Origin of the sequence: Gellertiella hungarica (assembly GCF_014197145.1) — a bacterium.
GTDB classification, from domain to species: domain Bacteria; phylum Pseudomonadota; class Alphaproteobacteria; order Rhizobiales; family Rhizobiaceae; genus Gellertiella; species Gellertiella hungarica.
Genome location: NZ_JACIEZ010000011.1, coordinates 45580 through 61394 on the forward strand (window position 1 = coordinate 45580; position 15815 = coordinate 61394).

The window sequence follows — 15815 nt, forward strand, 5'->3', positions numbered from 1 at the left end:
TCTTTATCAGCCAGCGCTACGATCGAGGGCAAACACGCGGCGACCGCGGACATAGGTGGCCACGGCCCGGCCGCTGAAGCGCGAATCCTCGAACGGCGTGTTCTTGGACCTCGAAAGAAGCCGATCCTTCGAGACAAGCCACGGTTCGTCAAGATCGATCAGCGTGACATGAGCGCTCGCGCCCACCTTCAGCGTTCCGGCGTCGAGGCCGAAGATCTGCGCCGGGCGGGTGGAAAGCGCATCGATGAGACGCATCAGCGGCACCTCTCCGCTGTGATGCAGGCGCAGCGCCGCGGACAGCATGGTTTCCAGTCCGACAGCCCCGTCCGCCGCATCGGCGAAGGGCAGGCGCTTGGTATCCACGTCCTGCGGATCGTGCGAGGAGACGATGATGTCGATCGTACCGTCGGCGAGGGCCTGAACCATCCCCTTGCGATCGTCCTCTGTGCGCAGCGGCGGCGACATCTTGAAGAAGGTGCGGTATTCGCCGATGTCGTTCTCGTTGAGCGTGAGATGGTTGATGGTGATGCCCGCGGTGACCTTCGCGCCGCGCTTTCGGGCCGTGCGGATCGCTTCGGCCGATTCCGGCACGGAGATCTCCGCGGCGTGGTAACGGGTCTTGGTCAGCGCCGCGAGGCGCAGGTCGCGCTCGAGCGGGAGCAGTTCGGCTTCTTTCGGAACACCGGAAAGACCAAGCCAGCTTGCATAAAGGCCTTCGTTCATCACGCCGTTGGCGCCGAGATGACGGTCGCGGGTTTCGAGGGCCACGACCGCATCGAATTCGCGCGCATAGGTCATCGCCCGGCGCAGAACCTGGCTGTCGTGAATTCCTTTCCGGCCGTTGGTGAAGCACACGGCACCGGCCTCGCGCAGCAGGCCGAACTCGGTCATCTCTTCGCCTTTAAGTCCGCGGGTGAGCGCCGCTGCCGGATACACAAGCACGTCCGCCTTGTCGCGAGCCGTCTTCTGGACAAATTCGACGAGCGCGATGTCGTCGATGACGGGGTCGGTATCGGGCATCATGATGAAGGCGGCAATGCCGCCCGCAGCCGCCGCACGCGACGCCGACTGGATCGTTTCGCGGTGCTCGGCGCCCGGTTCGCCGGTGAAGACGCGCGCGTCGACCAGGCCGGGAACGGCGAGCAGGCCGTTGCAGTCCACCACGTCCGCCCCCTCGGGCGTCCCCTGGTTCAGGGCATCGCGCCCCGCGGCCGCGATCTTGCTGTCGCGGATGACGATGGTGCCGATTTCGTCGAGCGAGCGGGAGGGGTCGATGATCCTGGCATTCGTGAGGACAGTCGTTCCGCTCATGCGCGTTCTCCCTGGTTTGCGCTGACAAGCAGCGTTTCCATCACGGCCATGCGCACCGCGACCCCCATTTCCACCTGCTGTTCGATCACGCTCTGCGGTCCGTCCGCGATGTCCGAGGCGATCTCGACACCGCGGTTCATCGGCCCGGGATGCATCACCAGCGCGTCGGGCTTGGCATGCTTCAGCTTGTCGGCATCGAGGCCGTAGTAATGGAAATACTCGCGCACCGAGGGCACGAACGAGCCGGCCATCCGCTCGCGCTGCAGGCGGAGCATCATGACGACATCCGCGCCCTTGAGGCCCTCTTCCATCGACCGGAACACCTCGACGCTCATGTCGGCGATCCCCGAAGGCAGCAGCGTCGCCGGCGCGATCACCCGCACCCGCGCGCCCATGGTGTTGAGAAGCAGGATGTTGGAGCGCGCAACGCGCGAATGCAGGACGTCGCCGCAGATCGCCACCGTGATGCCGGAGAGGCGGCCCTTGATGCGGCGGATCGTGAGCGCGTCGAGCAGCGCCTGCGTGGGATGCTCATGGGCGCCGTCGCCCGCATTGATGACGGAGCAGGAGACTTTCTGCGCGAGAAGGGCCACCGCACCCGCCGACGAGTGGCGGACGACCAGCACATCGGGGCGCATGGCATTCAGCGTCATCGCCGTATCGATCAGCGTCTCGCCCTTCTTTACGGAGGAGTTGCCGACCGACATGTTCATGACATCCGCGCCGAGCCGCTTGCCCGCCAGCTCGAAGGAGGACTGGGTGCGGGTCGAGGCCTCGAAGAAAAGATTGATCTGGGTGAGCCCCCGGAGCGTCGTGGTCTTCTTTTCCCGCTGCCGGCTGATCTTCACCGCCTCATCCGCCCTGTCCAGGAGCAGTTCGATGTCGGGGGGCGTGAGGCCCTTGATCCCGAGCAGGTGACGGTGGGGATAATGCACCATGGATGAAGACCTCCGCTGATGGTTTGCCGCTCTATAGAGCAAAGGAATCGGGAAGGAAACTGCCCGGCGCCGGCTGTCGCAACTTGTCCAGCATCCGCTTTGGCTCATGTGCCGGTCCGGACATTGCCTTTATCGCCCTGTCATGCAAAACGGGAGGGACGGTCCACTCGAGAAACGGGGTTCGCGCCCCCCGGAACGCCATGCCCGATCCTTTCGCCGCCCTCAATCAGCCGTCACCCTGGACGGGGATCAATGCCTACCGCACCGACCCGCTGATCGTGGATCTGACGGGGCTGATGCCGCGCGCGGTGCGGGAGGATTTCGACCAGACGGGCCGCTACGTGACCTCGCACGAGGCGCAGGAGCTGGCGCGGATGGCCAATCGCAGCGTGCCTGAACTTCGCACCCACGGCATGCGCGGAGAACGCCTCGATGTCGTGGATTTCCACCCCGCCTGGCACGCCCTGATGCGCCGCTCCATGGCGGCGGGCCTGCATTGTTCGGTGTGGGAGCGCGACGCGGATCCCGAGACGCGCGGCATGGGGCATCGCATTCGTGCGACCCGCTTCTTCCTCACGGCCCAGCTCGAATGCGGGCATCTGTGCCCGCTGACGATGACGAGCGCGTCCGTTGCCGCGCTGGCCGCCAATGCGGCGGTTCAGCGCGAATGGGCCCCTAAGATACTCTCGCGCAAATACGATCCCGCGAACAAGCCGGCGATGAAGAAGACCGCCGTGACCCTCGGCATGGGAATGACCGAGAAGCAGGGGGGAACGGATGTGCGCGCCAATGTTACCTCCGCCGAACGGATGGGGAAGGGCATCTACCGCCTTTCCGGCCACAAGTGGTTCATGTCCGCGCCGATGAGCGACGGATTCATCATGCTGGCGCAGACGGGCGAGGGGATGGGCTGTTTCCTGGTTCCGCGCCTGCTCGAGGACGGAACGGCCAACGGGCTGCATTTCCAGCGCCTGAAGGACAAGCTCGGCAACCGCTCCAATGCCTCCTCGGAAGTCGAGTTCACCAATGCCTACGGCTTCCTGCTCGGCGCGCCCGACGAAGGCATCCGCACCATTCTGGACATGGTGACGCTGACCCGGCTGGATTGCGCGCTGGCCTCTGCGGGCATCATGCGGGCATCGCTCGCCGAGGCGGTGCACCACGCCCGCGGACGCGCCGTCTTCGGCAAACCGCTGGTGCAGCAGCCGATCATGACCCGCGTTCTTGCCGATCTCGCGCTCGATGTCGCGGGCGCGACCGCGCTTTGCTTCCGCCTTGCCGAAGCTTTCGACAAGGCTCCCTCCAGCCCGGAGGAAGCGGCCTATGCCCGCCTGATGACGCCGGTCACCAAGTACTGGTGCTGCAAGATCGCACCTTCGCTGATCTACGAGGCCATGGAGTGCATCGGCGGCAGCGGTTATGTGGAAGAGCGACCCATCGCACGCCATTACCGCGAGGCGCCCGTCAACGCCATCTGGGAGGGCTCCGGAAATGTCATGGCCCTCGATGTGCTGCGCGTGCTGGAGCGGGGCCGCAATCTCTTCGAGCCGATCCTCGACAATATCGCCCGTCAACTGGGTGCCTCGGGCCGCAAGACGGTCGAGGTTCTGCGCGCCTCGATGGCGGTCTGCGACCGCGACGAGGGGGCTGCCCGCTTCCTGACCGAGCAGCTGGCGCTGGCCTGCGCCGCCGCCGAACTGGCCCGGATCGGTGCCGGACGCATTGCCGACGCCTTCATCGAAACGCGCCTTGCCGCGGGCTGGCGCTCCACCTACGGCATGCTCGACAGCCGCTTCGATGCAGCGACGATCGTCGACCTGCTTTACCCGCCCGCCAGCTGATCGCACTTCGCTTCGCTTCCTGTTGAAAACCGGCGCAGGCGGTTGAAAGGAAATGTTAACCTTCCTACTCACCGCGCGGTGACACGAGAACGCGCGAGGGGATTCGATGGCGGTGGCGGACATGGCGGAGCGTCCGGTGAAGGACCGGGCGGCAACGGCGGCACGCATCCTTGCTGCCGGCAAGGCAGTGCTGGCGGAAGACGGTTTCCAGCATTTCGGGATCAACGCGGTCGCCCGCCGCGCCGGCTGCGACAAGCAGCTGATCTACCGCTACTACGGCGGCCTCAACGGTCTGATGGAAGCCATAGGCGGCGATCTCGGCGACTGGGTGAAAACCCATATCCCGGAAGATTCGGGCGGCATGTTCCTGTTGACCTACGGCGATCTGATGGAACGGCTGGCACTGCTCTATCTCGATGCGCTGCGGGCCGATCCGCTGGTGCGACAGATCGCGGCCTGGGAGCTTGCCGAAGAGAGCGAGCAGGTACGGCGGCTTTCCGAAGCGCGCTCGAAGGCGCTCGCGGGCTGGCTTGAGCGGATGCGCGGCAGTCTGCAGCCGCCGAAAGGGGCCGATACCGCAACCCTCAATGCACTGGTGATCGCCGGCATCCAGCAGCTGGTGCTGGCTTCCGTTACGTCAGGCCGCTTCGCCGGAGTCAGCCTGAAGAGCGAGAAGGACTGGGACAAGGTCCGCGGGGCGCTGAAGCGGCTGGTGCACGGCGTCTACGGATAGGCGGGGCGGATTTTCCCACAGGCAAGGCTGTGGCGTTAACCATAAATGCCGGTTTCAATTGCGTGGCCGGGTGGAAAGGACGAAACTGTCTTAACGATTTGTTAACCATGGTAGGCGCGATGCCCGGAAGAATGACTCTTCTGATCCTCTCGGTGCTGTTCTTCGCGTTCCTCGCGAAGGACATCGCCGTGCCTGCGATGATCCTGACCCTCCTGGCCGCCATGCGGTCGCTGGGGTTGGCGGACATGCGGATGCTGCGCATGAAAGGAATGAGCCGATGAAGTGGTTTCTGATCTTCTGGGCAGGGCCCATCGTTCTTCTCGGCACCTGGTACGGCCTGTCCTACTACGACATGAATTTCGGCTTCTTCATGCTGACCCGGCAGACGCACGACCTGGTCTTCCAGATCTATGGCAAGATCCTCGGTCTCCCGCCGGAAATCCTGCCGGGGCTCGTTGCCCGCGCCGTGGTCGTGGACAGTCTGGTTCTTTTCGCCATCATCGCCTTTCGCCGGCGCCGTCAGATCGCCGCCTGGTGGCGCGAGAGAAGCGGCAACGGCGCTCAGGCCCTGCCGAGTGACGACAGCCTGTCCAGCGCTCCCTGAAGGATGAAGCTCGCCGCCGCCGAATCGATCCTTTCGGCCCGCTTCGCCCGCGAAACATCCATCTCCAGCAGCGCCCGCTCTGCGGCGACCGTGGACAGCCGCTCGTCCCAGTAGACGAAGGGAATGTCGGTCTTCTCGCCCATAAGGCGGACGAAGGCGCGGGTCGCCTGCACGCGCGGCCCCTCCGAGCCATCCATGTTGACCGGCAGGCCGATGACGAAGGCTGCGACCCTTTCCCTCGCGGCAAATGCCAGAAGTAGCTCCGCATCCTTGGTGAATTTCACCCGCTTCAGCACGGGCCGGGGCGAGGACACGCGGCGACCGAGATCCGAGACGGAAAGGCCGATGGTCTTGGTGCCGAGGTCGAGCCCCGCCAGCGGTTCGCCCGGCTTCAGCCGCTCGGCCAGTTCCTCGATGGTCAGAACCGTCATTGGATTTTTCTTCTCCGCTCTATCTATCGGCAGGCGAGGGGCTTGGCAGCGACCGCCCATCGCCTGATAACCTGTGACACGAACGAAGTCATCCCGAGGGAACGCTCAACATGAAGATCACCTGGCTCGGCCATTCCGCCTTTCGCCTCGACACCGCACGCGCCAACATCCTCGTCGACCCCTTCTTCTCCGGCAATCCTGCCTTTGCGGATCAGGACCGCAAGGAGGCGGTGAAGGGAATCACCCACATCGTGCTCACCCACGGCCATTCGGATCACGTGGGCGATACGCTGGAAATCGCCCGCGAGGCGGATATCCCCGTGGTCGCGAACTTCGATCTCTGCATGTGGCTGGCGATGAAGGGCCTCAAGAAATACGAGCCGGGCAATACCGGGGGCACCATCCGCCTCGACGGCTTCTCCGCCACCTTCACCAATGCCTTGCATTCTTCCGCCGCCATTACCGAGGACGGCGTTTCCCACTCGCTCGGCAATGCCAACGGCATCATGTTCCACTTCGACGACGAGCCGACCGTGTTCCACATGGGGGATACCGACATCTTCTCCGACATGGCGCTGATCAACGAACTGCACCAGCCGGACATCGGCCTCGTCCCGATCGGCGACCGCTTCACCATGGGCGGTGCGGTGGCGGCGCTCGCGTGCCAGCGCTACTTCAACTTCTCCACCATCCTGCCGTGCCACTACGGCTCGTTCCCGATCATCGACCAGACGCCGGAAACATTCATCGCAGGGATGGAGGGCGTGAAGGTGAAGATCGAGACGCCCCAGGCCGGCGGTTCCGTCCGCCTCTGACAAAACCCCGTTGCGCCGCGCGATGCGGGCCATTATAGCGGGTCTGACTGATAAAGCCGGAGAAATCTCATGTCCGTAGACCTTGCTACCGTGAAGCGCGTGGCGCGACTGGCCCGCATCGCCCTTGCCGATGACGAGGCCGAGCGCATGACCGGTGAACTGAACGGCATCCTCGGTTTCGTCGAGCAGCTTGGCGAGGTGAATGTGGATGGCGTGGAGCCGATGACCTCGGTCACCCCGATGGCGATGAAGAAGCGCCTCGACGCCGTCACCGATGGCAACAAGGCCGCCGACATCGTGGCCAATGCCCCGGCGACCGAGCAGAATTTCTTCCTTGTGCCGAAGGTCGTGGAATAAGTCCCGCCAGCCGCCTTTCGCCGCCCGCCTTCAGACCTTTTTCAAAGCGAACATTCCCATGAGCGAACTGACCAGCCTCACCATTGCAGAAGCCCGCGAGAAGCTCCGCGCCCGCGAGATCACCGCGACGGAACTGACCGATGCCTATCTCTCCGCAATCGAGGCCGCCAATCCCGCCTTCAACGCCTATGTGTCGGTAACGCCGGAGAAGGCGCGCGCCATGGCTAAGGCTTCCGACGAGCGCCTTGCGGCCGGCAAGGCGGGCGCGCTCGAAGGTATTCCGCTCGGCATCAAGGACCTCTTCGCCACCGAAGGCGACCATACGCAGGCGTGCAGCCATATCCTCGACGGCTTCAAGCCCCGCTACGAATCGACCGTCAGCCAGAACCTCTGGAACGACGGCGCCGTTCAGCTCGGGAAGCTGAACATGGACGAATTCGCCATGGGCTCGTCCAACGAGACCTCCTATTACGGGCCGGTCGTCAACCCCTGGCGTGCCACTGGATCGGACGAGAAGCTGGTTCCCGGCGGATCGTCCGGTGGTTCCGCCGCAGCCGTTGCGGCCCATCTCTGCGCGGGTGCGACCGCGACCGATACCGGCGGCTCGATCCGCCAGCCTGCAGCCTTCACCGGCACGGTCGGCATCAAGCCCACCTATGGCCGCTGCTCGCGCTGGGGCATCGCCGCCTTTGCCTCCTCGCTGGATCAGGCAGGCCCCATCGCCCGCGACGTGCGCGACTGCGCCATCATGCTGAAATCCATGGCAAGCACCGACCCGAAGGACACCACCTCGGTGGACCTGCCCGTGCCGGACTACGAGGCCTCTCTCGGTCAGTCTGTGAAGGGCATGAAGATCGGGATCCCGAAGGAATACCGCGTCGACGGCATGCCGGCCGAGGTCGAGACACTGTGGCAGCAGGGCATTGCCTGGCTGAAGGATGCCGGCGCCGAAATCGTCGATATCTCCCTTCCGCACACGAAATACGCCCTTCCGGCCTATTACATCGTCGCTCCGGCGGAAGCCTCGTCGAACCTCGCCCGCTATGACGGCGTTCGTTACGGCCTTCGCGTCGATGGCAGGGACATCGCCGACATGTACGAGAAGACCCGCGCCGCTGGCTTCGGCAAGGAAGTCAAGCGCCGCATCATGATCGGCACCTACGTGCTGTCCGCGGGCTATTACGACGCCTACTACATTCGTGCACAGAAGGTCCGCACCCTGATCAAGCGCGATTTCGAGCAGGCCTTCCATGCGGGCGTCGATGCGATCCTCACGCCGGCAACGCCGTCCTCCGCCTTCGCGATCGGCGACAAGGAGCTCGCGGCCGATCCGGTCAAGATGTACCTCAACGACATCTTCACCGTGACCGTGAACATGGCCGGCCTGCCGGGCCTGTCGGTCCCGGCCGGTCTCGATTCGAAAGGCCTGCCGCTCGGGCTGCAGCTCATCGGCAAGCCGTTCGAGGAGGAAACCCTCTTCAACACCGCGCATGTGATCGAGAAGGCCGCCGGAAAGCTCACGGCCCCCCGGTGGTGGTAACCCCCTTTCCTCGACAAACGAAAAGGCGCCGCGAGGCGCCTTTTTTCGTGTCGCGCGGATAAGACGAAAGTGGAACCTGCGCGGCAGGGGGAAAACTCCACCACAGCGCGGTCCGCCACTGGCAAATGGCACGCATCGATGTTCTACTACCATCAGGCGGGGTGGGGCGATGATCACACTCAGGAATGCGCGCGAGGAAGATTGGGAGCTGCTGGCGGAGATCGGTCTCCGGGCCTGGGATCAGGCATTGTCCCGGATCGGCGAAACCGCTCCCATGCTCGTCAGCGCCCGCCAGGCTTTCCGAAACTTTACCCTCAGCTCGTGGCTGACGATTACCGTAGTGGAAAAGAACGGCATCGCCGCCGGCTGGGCCTCCCGCGAGCGCCTCGACGAGAACATCACCGATTTCTGGATCGACCCGCCCTATCAGCGCCAGGGACTCGGCCGGGCGCTTCTGAATTCGGTCGAGGCGGAGATGATCGTCCAGGGGCTGGACAAGGCTGCCGTCCAGACTCATGCCCGCAACAATCATGCCGTCGCCTTTTTCGAGAGCCAGGGCTATCGCATCAGCTGGCTTTCCGTCGCCTACCAGCCGAAGGTGGACCGGGATGTAGAATCCGTGGGGTTGGTCAAGCAGCTGATACCGGATGATCCCGAACCCTACGGACCGGCCGGCTGAAACGCCCGCAAAGCCTTGCGCCGTGCCGATAATTCCTCTACCTCACCTGTCGATAAAGCTCCCGATTTCGAAGAGAAGTCCATGACCATTGTTGATGTTCGCACGCCCGACCCGAAGCGCTTCATTCCCGGTGCCACCGGCGACTGGGAGGTGGTGATCGGCATGGAAGTCCATGCTCAGGTCACCAGCCAGTCCAAACTGTTTTCCGGCGCCTCCACCGCTTTCGGTTCCGCTCCGAATTCCAACGTCTCGCTCGTCGATGCCGCCATGCCCGGCATGCTGCCCGTCATCAACGAGGAATGCGTGAAGCAGGCGGTCCGCACCGGACTTGGCCTGAAGGCGCAGATCAACAAGCGTTCGATCTTCGACCGCAAGAATTACTTCTATCCCGACCTGCCGCAGGGCTATCAGATCTCCCAGTTCAAGGACCCGATCGTGGGTGAGGGCAAGATCGTCATCTCCATCGGGCCGGACCGCAAGGGCCAGTTCGAGGACGTGGAGATCGGCATCGAGCGCCTGCACCTCGAGCAGGACGCCGGCAAGTCCATGCATGACCAGCACCCCACCATGTCCTTCGTCGACCTGAACCGCTCCGGCGTCGCGCTGATGGAAATCGTCTCCAAGCCGGACATGCGCTCCTCCGACGAGGCGAAGGCCTATCTCACCAAGCTGCGCACGATCCTGCGCTATCTCGGCACCTGCGACGGCAACATGGACGAAGGTTCCATGCGCGCCGACGTCAACGTGTCCGTGCGCCGTCCGGGCGGGGAATTCGGCACGCGCTGCGAGATCAAGAACGTCAACTCCATCCGTTTCGTCGGCCAGGCCATCGAATATGAAGCCCGGCGGCAGATCGGCATCCTGGAAGATGGCGGCGTGGTCGACCAGGAGACCCGGCTCTTCGATCCCGGCAAGGGCGAGACCCGCTCCATGCGCTCCAAGGAAGACGCGCATGACTATCGCTACTTCCCCGATCCGGACCTGCTGCCGCTGGAATTCGACGATGCCTTCATCGAGGACCTCCGCCAGCATCTGCCGGAACTGCCTGACGACAAGAAGGAGCGCTTCGTGCGGGAGATGGGTCTCACCATCTACGACGCCTCGGTGCTTGTGTCCGAAAAGGCGATTGCCGACTATTTCGAGGCGGTTGCCGAAGGTCGCGATGGCAAGGCCGCCGCAAACTGGGTCATCAACGACCTGCTTGGCGCCTTGAACAAAGCCGGCAAAGCCATTGAAGAGACTCCGGTTTCCCCCGCACAGCTCGGCGGCATCATCGATCTCATCAAGGCGGGCACCATCTCCGGCAAGCTCGCCAAGGATCTCTTCGAGATCGTCTGGAACGAGGGCGGGGATCCGGCCGCCATCGTCGAGGCACGGGGCATGAAGCAGGTGACCGATACGGGCGCGATCGAGAAGGCCATCGATGAGGTCATCGCGGCCAACCCGGACAAGGTCGCCCAGGCCAAGGCGAAGCCGACGCTTGCCGGCTGGTTCGTCGGACAGGTCATGAAGGCGACCGGCGGCAAGGCCAATCCGCAGGCGTTGCAGGCGCTGGTGAAGGAAAAGCTCGGCATTGTCGACGAATAAGCCGGTCTTCGTTTGACGGCAGGTTCGCACGGCTGGCCCTCGGGCCGGCCGTTTTTCGTTGCGCAGAACAGGGCGCGCGCCCCTCCCTTCGCAAAGATCGGCCAGCGCCATGATCACATCATGTGCCCCTGATCCGTTCAGGCCCCATTAAGCTAAATCCGTATTATGGTATAACCATCAACAGGGAATCTCCCGCGCAAGACGGGGGAACAGTGGGGCCGCATGACGAATGTCTTTAACTCCGAGTTCTCGAGCTATGTGGAGTATCTGAAGAACGAGGGCACCGGGCAGAACGTGGCCTTCAACCACACCTTGATTTCGGTGAACCTGAACGGGCTGCTCGATAACACCGCCCAATACAATGCGGCACGCAATGCGCTTGCTCTCTGGTCGAAGTTCACCGGCCTGCAGTTCAACATCGTCTCGGGCAGCGCCGACATAACCGTCGACAACACCTATGCGGGGGCCTACGCGACCGTCGATACCAGCGGCAGCACCATCACCCGCTCTCAAGTCAATGTTGCCCGCGACTGGTATCCGAACTGGTCCATCGGTCAGTATGGTGTCCAGACCTTCATCCACGAATTCGGCCATGCCCTGGGTCTCAATCACGGCGGCCCGTACAACGGGAACGGCACCTACGCCAATGATGCCATCTTCTGGCAGGACACCTGGCAGTACTCCGTCATGTCCTACTTCGAGCAGGAGAATTACAACGGGGCGACCACCGTCAATCTGATCGGCCCCATGATCGCGGACATCAAGGCCATCCAGGACCTCTATGGCCGCATCTCCGTCAATTCGGGCAACACGGTCTATGGCCGCGGTGAAACGGTGATCTCCGGCTGGACGGATTTTGCCAAATACGCCTATTCCACCTACTGCGTGAACGATACAGGCGGCGTGGATACGCTCGACTATTCGAACACCTCGCCGAGCGCCCTCATCGATCTCCGGGCGGGTTACTTCTCGAACATCAACGGTCTCAAGGGCAACGTCTCGATTGCTCTTGGCACCGTCATCGAGAATGCCCGAGGCGGCGCGGGCAATGATTCGATCATCGGAAATCACGTCGCGAATGTTCTTCAGGGCAACGCAGGCACGGACACGATCCAGGGCCTCGACGGCAACGACTCGCTCTATGGCGGACTTGCCCGCGATTACCTCTATGGCGGTAACGGCAACGATTCCCTCGTCGGTGGGGCCGGCAACGACTATCTGAATGGCGGCGCCAACATCGACACCGCCTATTACGGCGACTCGACCGTGGGGCTGAAGGCGAGCCTCCTCGTACCCTCGCAGAACACGGGCATCGCACTCGGCGATACCTATGTCAGCATCGAGAACATCTATGGCAGCGCCTACGGGGACACGCTGGTCGGTGACAATTTTGCCAACACGCTTTGGGGTGCGAACGGCAACGACTACCTCTACGGAAACGACGGCGCCGACGCGCTGAACGGCGGCAACGGCAACGATTACATCGTTGGCGGGCTCGGCAACGACGCCATCGTCGGCGGCGCAGGCATGGACCGGCTTTTCGGCAGCGGCGGTGGCGACCGTTTCGTCTTCACGGCCACGACCGATTCCACCTATTCAAGCGCCGGTCGGGACGTCATCTACGATTTCAGCTACGCCGCCGGTGACCGGATCGACCTGACGCTGATCGACGCCAATACACAGGTGGCAGGCAACCAGGCCTTCGCCTACATCGGCACGGCCGCCTTCAACGGCAGCGCCGGCCAGCTGCATATCGATTATGCCGGTGGCAATACGGTGGTGAGCTGCGACGTGAACGGAGACCGGGTTGCGGACTTCGGCCTCACGGTCTATCAGGCAAACGCGATATCGTCCCTCTGCTATTATCTGTAACCTGCGAGGGACAGGAAGCCCCGGCACGCGCCGGGGCATGTGCCACGGGCTGCAGGTGATCATGTACTTCATTCGAACTGCCAGCGAGCGGGATCTGCCCGCCATTCACGCGCTTCTCGTCGCCGCCTATGATGCGGTCTACACGCCTATCCATGGGCGGGAGAAGGTGGCCGAACTCAATGCTGCATGGAACAGCCCCGACGTTCTGCGTCAGTTGATCAGGGACCCCGCCGGCGAGTTTCTGGTGGCCGACAGCGGTACCGAGATCGGCGGCATTGCCTATGCGTGCCCCTCCCGCAGCAAGCCTGCAACCGCAACCCTGGCCAAGCTTTACGTTCACCCGGACCGCAAGCGGAAGGGCATCGGCGGCGCATTGTTCGCGGAAGTGGAGACCTGTTTTCCGGAGGCGAAGACGCTGCGGCTGGAAGTGGACGTCAGCAACCCGGAGGCGATTGCGTTCTACGAGGCGCACGGCATGTCCATCGTCGGGCGGACGGAAAACTGCGGAGCCGCGGAAAGCGGCATACCCGCGCACATCATGGAAAAGACGCTCGACCCGCTGCGCTGAGCCTTATTCGGCAGGCACCTCGTATTCCTTGCCGTCCTCGTCGAAAAGGCGGGCAGCCGCGCATTCCATGAGTTCGGGGTTGCGGACCTTGTCGCACACGGCCTTGGCGATCGCGAGCGCATCCTCCTTGCTGCCTGCGCCGCAGTGGATCTCGTGCCAGTGAAAGCCGTCGTTGTTCTGCTTGAACACGTCCACGGACCAGAAGGCGGGGAAGCAGTAGGTGGTGTCGATGCAATCGGCATCGGTGCCGCCATTATCGATGCACTGCTTGCGCGCACAGCCGAAGGCTTCCTCGCGGTTGGCGCCGGTGCACATGCCCGAACTCATTTCCGGTGCTTCCACAAAGGCAATCCCCTTGCGCTCTGCCAGCGCTGGCGATGCCATGAATGCGGCCATCATGGCCAAGGTCGTGACGATTTTACGCATGGTGCCGATCCCCCGTCGTTCGTAAGTGGATATAACCATAAAGCTGCCGCTCCTTGCCAGTGAGCCCGCCGGGAAAAGAGCCGGGAAAATGCTGGAATCACTGGACAACCGCGGGTGAGGGCGGCATAAGCGAAAAGAGAAATACGACCGTCGGCGACAATGCCCGGCGCGGTCCGCGAAGGAAGGCACGATGAAGCTTCTTCTGCAAATCTTTACCTGGTGGAGCGGCCAGACCATCGGAACCCGTTTCCATACCTGGCGTCATGGCCAGAAGGTCGGCCAGGACGAATTCGGCAACGTGTACTACCAGGGCGGCACGGATTCCGAAGGCCGCACGCGCCGCTGGGTCATCTATGCGGATTATGCAGAAGCTTCCGCAATTCCGCCCGGTTGGCATGGATGGATGCACCACCGCACGGACGTGCCCCCGAGCCAGGAGAACTACGTTGCCCGCGAGTGGCAGAAGCCGCATCGGCCGAACCCGACCGGTACGCCTGCCGCTTACCGGCCGCAGGGCTCCCTGCTGGCCAGCGGCGAACGTCCGCGCGTGACGGGCGACTACGACGCCTGGACGCCTGGCGCCTGATACCGGAAGGCGCTCCCGAGGCGCTTCACCCGGAATGGCAAGGACGGCCTGATGACGAACAGCAAGACGAGTGGATGGGTAAAGGCGCTGCCGGTGGCGGCGCTCGCGGCATTGTCATCCGCCCCTTCCGCCGAAGCCGCACGCATCAGCAATCCCGTCGCATCCTTCTCCGGTCTCGACAAGATCACCGGGCGCATCACCACCTTCGATGTCTATATCGGCGAAACCGTGCAGTTCGGCGCCCTGCAGGTCACGCCGCGGGCCTGCTACAACCGCGACGAATCGGAAGCGCAGCGCGTGGATGCCTTCGTCGAGGTCGATGAGATCACGCTCGACCGGAAGATCCGCCGCATCTTCACCGGATGGATGTTTGCCGACAGCCCCGCGCTGAACGCGATCGAGCATCCGATCTTCGACGTCTGGCTGAAGGAGTGCAAGCAGAAAACGGATGTGCCGCCGCCGAAGGACCTGAAGATCCCCCCGAGCGAGCCGAAGGCGCCGCCGAAACCGGCAGGTGATCAGGCCCCCGCCACGGATGCTTCTCCGTCGCCGGTTCCCGTCGATCCCGGCCAGCCCGAACAGGGCCAGGTGGAGCCGCAGAGCCCGCCGCCGCCCGCACCCGGCACCGAACCGCCGATCCAGGACGTGGAGCCCGCGCCGCTTCCCCCGCTCGAGGACGGGGCGACGGTGGATCAGCTTCCCGCTCCGCCGGATGCGGCGATACCGGAGGAGCTTCCGCCGCTTCCCGAGCCCGATTCCGGCTTCGGCCTGCCGCCGGAACCGGTGCCGGTTCCGGACGACGGCTTCGTTGAACCCGCCCCGGATGGTGCATTTCCGCCTCCGCCGCAGCCGCAACCCGGTCAGCCGGGGGGCGGGCAGGGCGGCTTCCAGTAAAAGCTGGCTTTTTTCTCAGTCGAAGGGAATATCCGGATTCGCCATGGCTGCCTCGAGCAGCCGTGCGTAATCCGCTTTCGGCACGTCGATCGCGCCGAACGTCTTCAGGTGTTCGGTGGTAAACTGCGTGTCGAGAAGCGTGAAGCCGCGGGCGCGCAGCCGCTCCACCAGATGCACGAGACAGATCTTCGATGCATTGGTGCGCCGGGAGAACATGCTTTCGCCGAAAAAGGCGGAGCCGAGCGAAACGCCGTAAAGCCCTCCCACGAGTTCATCGCCTTCCCAGGCCTCGACGCTATGGGCGTGACCGAAGCGGTGAAGAGCGGTGTAGAGCTGTCGGATCGTGTCGTTGATCCAGGTGGAGGGACGGTCCGGTGCCGCCGCGGCACAACCGGCCATCACGGCCTCGAACGCGGTATTCACCCTGATGTCGAAAGGCTTGCGGCGCATCGCCTTCTCAAGGCTGCGCGAGACGTGGAAATCGTCGAGGGGAATGATGCCCCGAATTTCCGGCTCGACCCAGAAAAGCTCCGGATCGTCTGCGGATTCGGCCATCGGAAACATCCCGATGGAATAGGCGCGCAGCAGGACATCAGGTGTTATCGGCTGATATCCGCTGCGCTTTCTGCCCAT

General features: G+C 63.6%; 17 protein-coding genes and 1 pseudogene. 13 read left to right on the top strand and 5 right to left on the bottom strand.

Annotation, left to right across the window (positions count from 1 at the left end; genetic code table 11):
• Positions 1–6 precede the first annotated feature (6 nt).
• Entirely contained in the window at positions 7–1311 is a 1305-nt protein-coding gene (locus GGR23_RS19395; RefSeq protein WP_183367978.1) for a dihydroorotase, read from the bottom strand.
• A complete protein-coding gene (locus GGR23_RS19400) occupies positions 1308–2249 on the bottom strand; it encodes an aspartate carbamoyltransferase catalytic subunit (protein WP_183367979.1) in 942 nt (313 codons plus the stop codon). The genes GGR23_RS19395 and GGR23_RS19400 overlap by 4 nt, the downstream gene beginning before the upstream one ends.
• Before the next feature lie 200 nt (positions 2250–2449).
• Between GGR23_RS19400 and GGR23_RS19405 the strand changes: the two genes are divergently transcribed.
• The 4 genes from GGR23_RS19405 to GGR23_RS19420 all read left to right on the top strand — a co-directional run bounded on the left by GGR23_RS19405 (position 2450) and on the right by GGR23_RS19420 (position 5427).
• Complete coding sequence (locus GGR23_RS19405; protein ID WP_183367980.1) at positions 2450–4090, top strand: acyl-CoA dehydrogenase family protein; 1641 nt, start codon at positions 2450–2452, stop codon at positions 4088–4090.
• A 106-nt stretch (positions 4091–4196) separates the two neighbouring features.
• Positions 4197–4823 (top strand): TetR/AcrR family transcriptional regulator, encoded by a 627-nt coding sequence (locus GGR23_RS19410; protein ID WP_183367981.1) that lies wholly within the window; start codon positions 4197–4199, stop codon positions 4821–4823.
• Positions 4824–4954: 131 nt separating this feature from the next.
• Positions 4955–5104 (top strand): hypothetical protein, encoded by a 150-nt coding sequence (locus GGR23_RS19415; protein ID WP_183367982.1) that lies wholly within the window; start codon positions 4955–4957, stop codon positions 5102–5104.
• Positions 5101–5427, top strand: coding sequence for a DUF6105 family protein (locus tag GGR23_RS19420; protein WP_183367983.1), 327 nt, complete (start codon positions 5101–5103; stop codon positions 5425–5427). The genes GGR23_RS19415 and GGR23_RS19420 overlap by 4 nt, the downstream gene beginning before the upstream one ends.
• Here GGR23_RS19420 and ruvX read toward each other — a convergent pair.
• Complete coding sequence (ruvX, locus tag GGR23_RS19425; RefSeq protein ID WP_183367984.1) at positions 5385–5858, bottom strand: Holliday junction resolvase RuvX; 474 nt, start codon at positions 5856–5858, stop codon at positions 5385–5387. The genes GGR23_RS19420 and ruvX overlap by 43 nt on opposite strands.
• Positions 5859–5968: 110 nt before the next feature.
• On the opposite strand from ruvX, the gene GGR23_RS19430 reads away from it, so the two are divergent.
• The 7 genes from GGR23_RS19430 (at position 5969) to GGR23_RS19460 (ending at position 13276) form a co-directional block, all read left to right on the top strand.
• Positions 5969–6673 carry a metal-dependent hydrolase gene (locus GGR23_RS19430; protein WP_183367985.1) on the top strand — a complete coding sequence of 235 codons (705 nt, stop codon included), beginning with the start codon at positions 5969–5971 and terminating at the stop codon, positions 6671–6673.
• A gap of 69 nt (positions 6674–6742) precedes the next feature.
• Complete coding sequence (gatC, locus tag GGR23_RS19435) at positions 6743–7030, top strand: Asp-tRNA(Asn)/Glu-tRNA(Gln) amidotransferase subunit GatC (RefSeq protein WP_183367986.1); 288 nt, start codon at positions 6743–6745, stop codon at positions 7028–7030.
• A gap of 58 nt (positions 7031–7088) precedes the next feature.
• Entirely contained in the window at positions 7089–8570 is a 1482-nt protein-coding gene (gene gatA, locus GGR23_RS19440; RefSeq protein ID WP_183367987.1) for an Asp-tRNA(Asn)/Glu-tRNA(Gln) amidotransferase subunit GatA, read from the top strand.
• Between the two features lie 169 nt (positions 8571–8739).
• Positions 8740–9249, top strand: coding sequence for a GNAT family N-acetyltransferase (locus GGR23_RS19445; protein WP_183367988.1), 510 nt, complete (start codon positions 8740–8742; stop codon positions 9247–9249).
• A gap of 81 nt (positions 9250–9330) precedes the next feature.
• Positions 9331–10836, top strand: a complete 1506-nt coding sequence (gene gatB / locus GGR23_RS19450; protein WP_183367989.1) for an Asp-tRNA(Asn)/Glu-tRNA(Gln) amidotransferase subunit GatB — start codon at positions 9331–9333, stop codon at positions 10834–10836.
• A gap of 222 nt (positions 10837–11058) precedes the next feature.
• Complete coding sequence (locus GGR23_RS19455) at positions 11059–12708, top strand: M10 family metallopeptidase (RefSeq protein WP_183367990.1); 1650 nt, start codon at positions 11059–11061, stop codon at positions 12706–12708.
• 61 nt (positions 12709–12769) lie between these two features.
• The gene (locus GGR23_RS19460) at positions 12770–13276 is read left to right on the top strand and encodes a GNAT family N-acetyltransferase (protein ID WP_183367991.1); all 507 of its coding nucleotides are present in this window, start codon (positions 12770–12772) and stop codon (positions 13274–13276) included.
• Between the two features lie 3 nt (positions 13277–13279).
• Here GGR23_RS19460 and GGR23_RS19465 read toward each other — a convergent pair whose 3' ends face one another.
• Positions 13280–13702 (bottom strand): hypothetical protein, encoded by a 423-nt coding sequence (locus GGR23_RS19465; RefSeq protein WP_183367992.1) that lies wholly within the window; start codon positions 13700–13702, stop codon positions 13280–13282.
• A gap of 190 nt (positions 13703–13892) precedes the next feature.
• Here GGR23_RS19465 and GGR23_RS19470 point away from each other — a divergent pair, with 190 nt between their 5' ends.
• The gene (locus tag GGR23_RS19470) at positions 13893–14288 is read left to right on the top strand and encodes an NADH:ubiquinone oxidoreductase subunit NDUFA12 (protein ID WP_183367993.1); all 396 of its coding nucleotides are present in this window, start codon (positions 13893–13895) and stop codon (positions 14286–14288) included.
• A 51-nt stretch (positions 14289–14339) separates the two neighbouring features.
• Positions 14340–14750: pseudogene (locus tag GGR23_RS19475) on the top strand (DUF2155 domain-containing protein); the annotation flags it as partial.
• 447 nt (positions 14751–15197) lie between these two features.
• Here the strand turns inward: GGR23_RS19475 and aat are convergent.
• Positions 15198–15815 (bottom strand): leucyl/phenylalanyl-tRNA--protein transferase, encoded by a 618-nt coding sequence (aat, locus tag GGR23_RS19480; RefSeq protein WP_183367994.1) that lies wholly within the window; start codon positions 15813–15815, stop codon positions 15198–15200.

Excerpts from the sequence above, each read along its gene's own strand:
- GGR23_RS19395 (WP_183367978.1), bottom strand. The coding sequence starts at position 1,311 with ATGAGCGGAACGACTGTCCTCACGAATGCCAGGATCATCGACCCCTCC.
- GGR23_RS19400 (WP_183367979.1), bottom strand. The coding sequence starts at position 2,249 with ATGGTGCATTATCCCCACCGTCACCTGCTCGGGATCAAGGGCCTCACG.
- GGR23_RS19405 (WP_183367980.1), top strand. The coding sequence starts at position 2,450 with ATGCCCGATCCTTTCGCCGCCCTCAATCAGCCGTCACCCTGGACGGGG.
- GGR23_RS19410 (WP_183367981.1), top strand. The coding sequence starts at position 4,197 with ATGGCGGTGGCGGACATGGCGGAGCGTCCGGTGAAGGACCGGGCGGCA.
- GGR23_RS19415 (WP_183367982.1), top strand. The coding sequence starts at position 4,955 with ATGACTCTTCTGATCCTCTCGGTGCTGTTCTTCGCGTTCCTCGCGAAG.
- GGR23_RS19420 (WP_183367983.1), top strand. The coding sequence starts at position 5,101 with ATGAAGTGGTTTCTGATCTTCTGGGCAGGGCCCATCGTTCTTCTCGGC.
- ruvX (WP_183367984.1), bottom strand. The coding sequence starts at position 5,858 with ATGACGGTTCTGACCATCGAGGAACTGGCCGAGCGGCTGAAGCCGGGC.
- GGR23_RS19430 (WP_183367985.1), top strand. The coding sequence starts at position 5,969 with ATGAAGATCACCTGGCTCGGCCATTCCGCCTTTCGCCTCGACACCGCA.
- gatC (WP_183367986.1), top strand. The coding sequence starts at position 6,743 with ATGTCCGTAGACCTTGCTACCGTGAAGCGCGTGGCGCGACTGGCCCGC.
- gatA (WP_183367987.1), top strand. The coding sequence starts at position 7,089 with ATGAGCGAACTGACCAGCCTCACCATTGCAGAAGCCCGCGAGAAGCTC.
- GGR23_RS19445 (WP_183367988.1), top strand. The coding sequence starts at position 8,740 with ATGATCACACTCAGGAATGCGCGCGAGGAAGATTGGGAGCTGCTGGCG.
- gatB (WP_183367989.1), top strand. The coding sequence starts at position 9,331 with ATGACCATTGTTGATGTTCGCACGCCCGACCCGAAGCGCTTCATTCCC.
- GGR23_RS19455 (WP_183367990.1), top strand. The coding sequence starts at position 11,059 with ATGACGAATGTCTTTAACTCCGAGTTCTCGAGCTATGTGGAGTATCTG.
- GGR23_RS19460 (WP_183367991.1), top strand. The coding sequence starts at position 12,770 with ATGTACTTCATTCGAACTGCCAGCGAGCGGGATCTGCCCGCCATTCAC.
- GGR23_RS19465 (WP_183367992.1), bottom strand. The coding sequence starts at position 13,702 with ATGCGTAAAATCGTCACGACCTTGGCCATGATGGCCGCATTCATGGCA.
- GGR23_RS19470 (WP_183367993.1), top strand. The coding sequence starts at position 13,893 with ATGAAGCTTCTTCTGCAAATCTTTACCTGGTGGAGCGGCCAGACCATC.
- aat (WP_183367994.1), bottom strand. The coding sequence starts at position 15,815 with ATGGGCAGAAAGCGCAGCGGATATCAGCCGATAACACCTGATGTCCTG.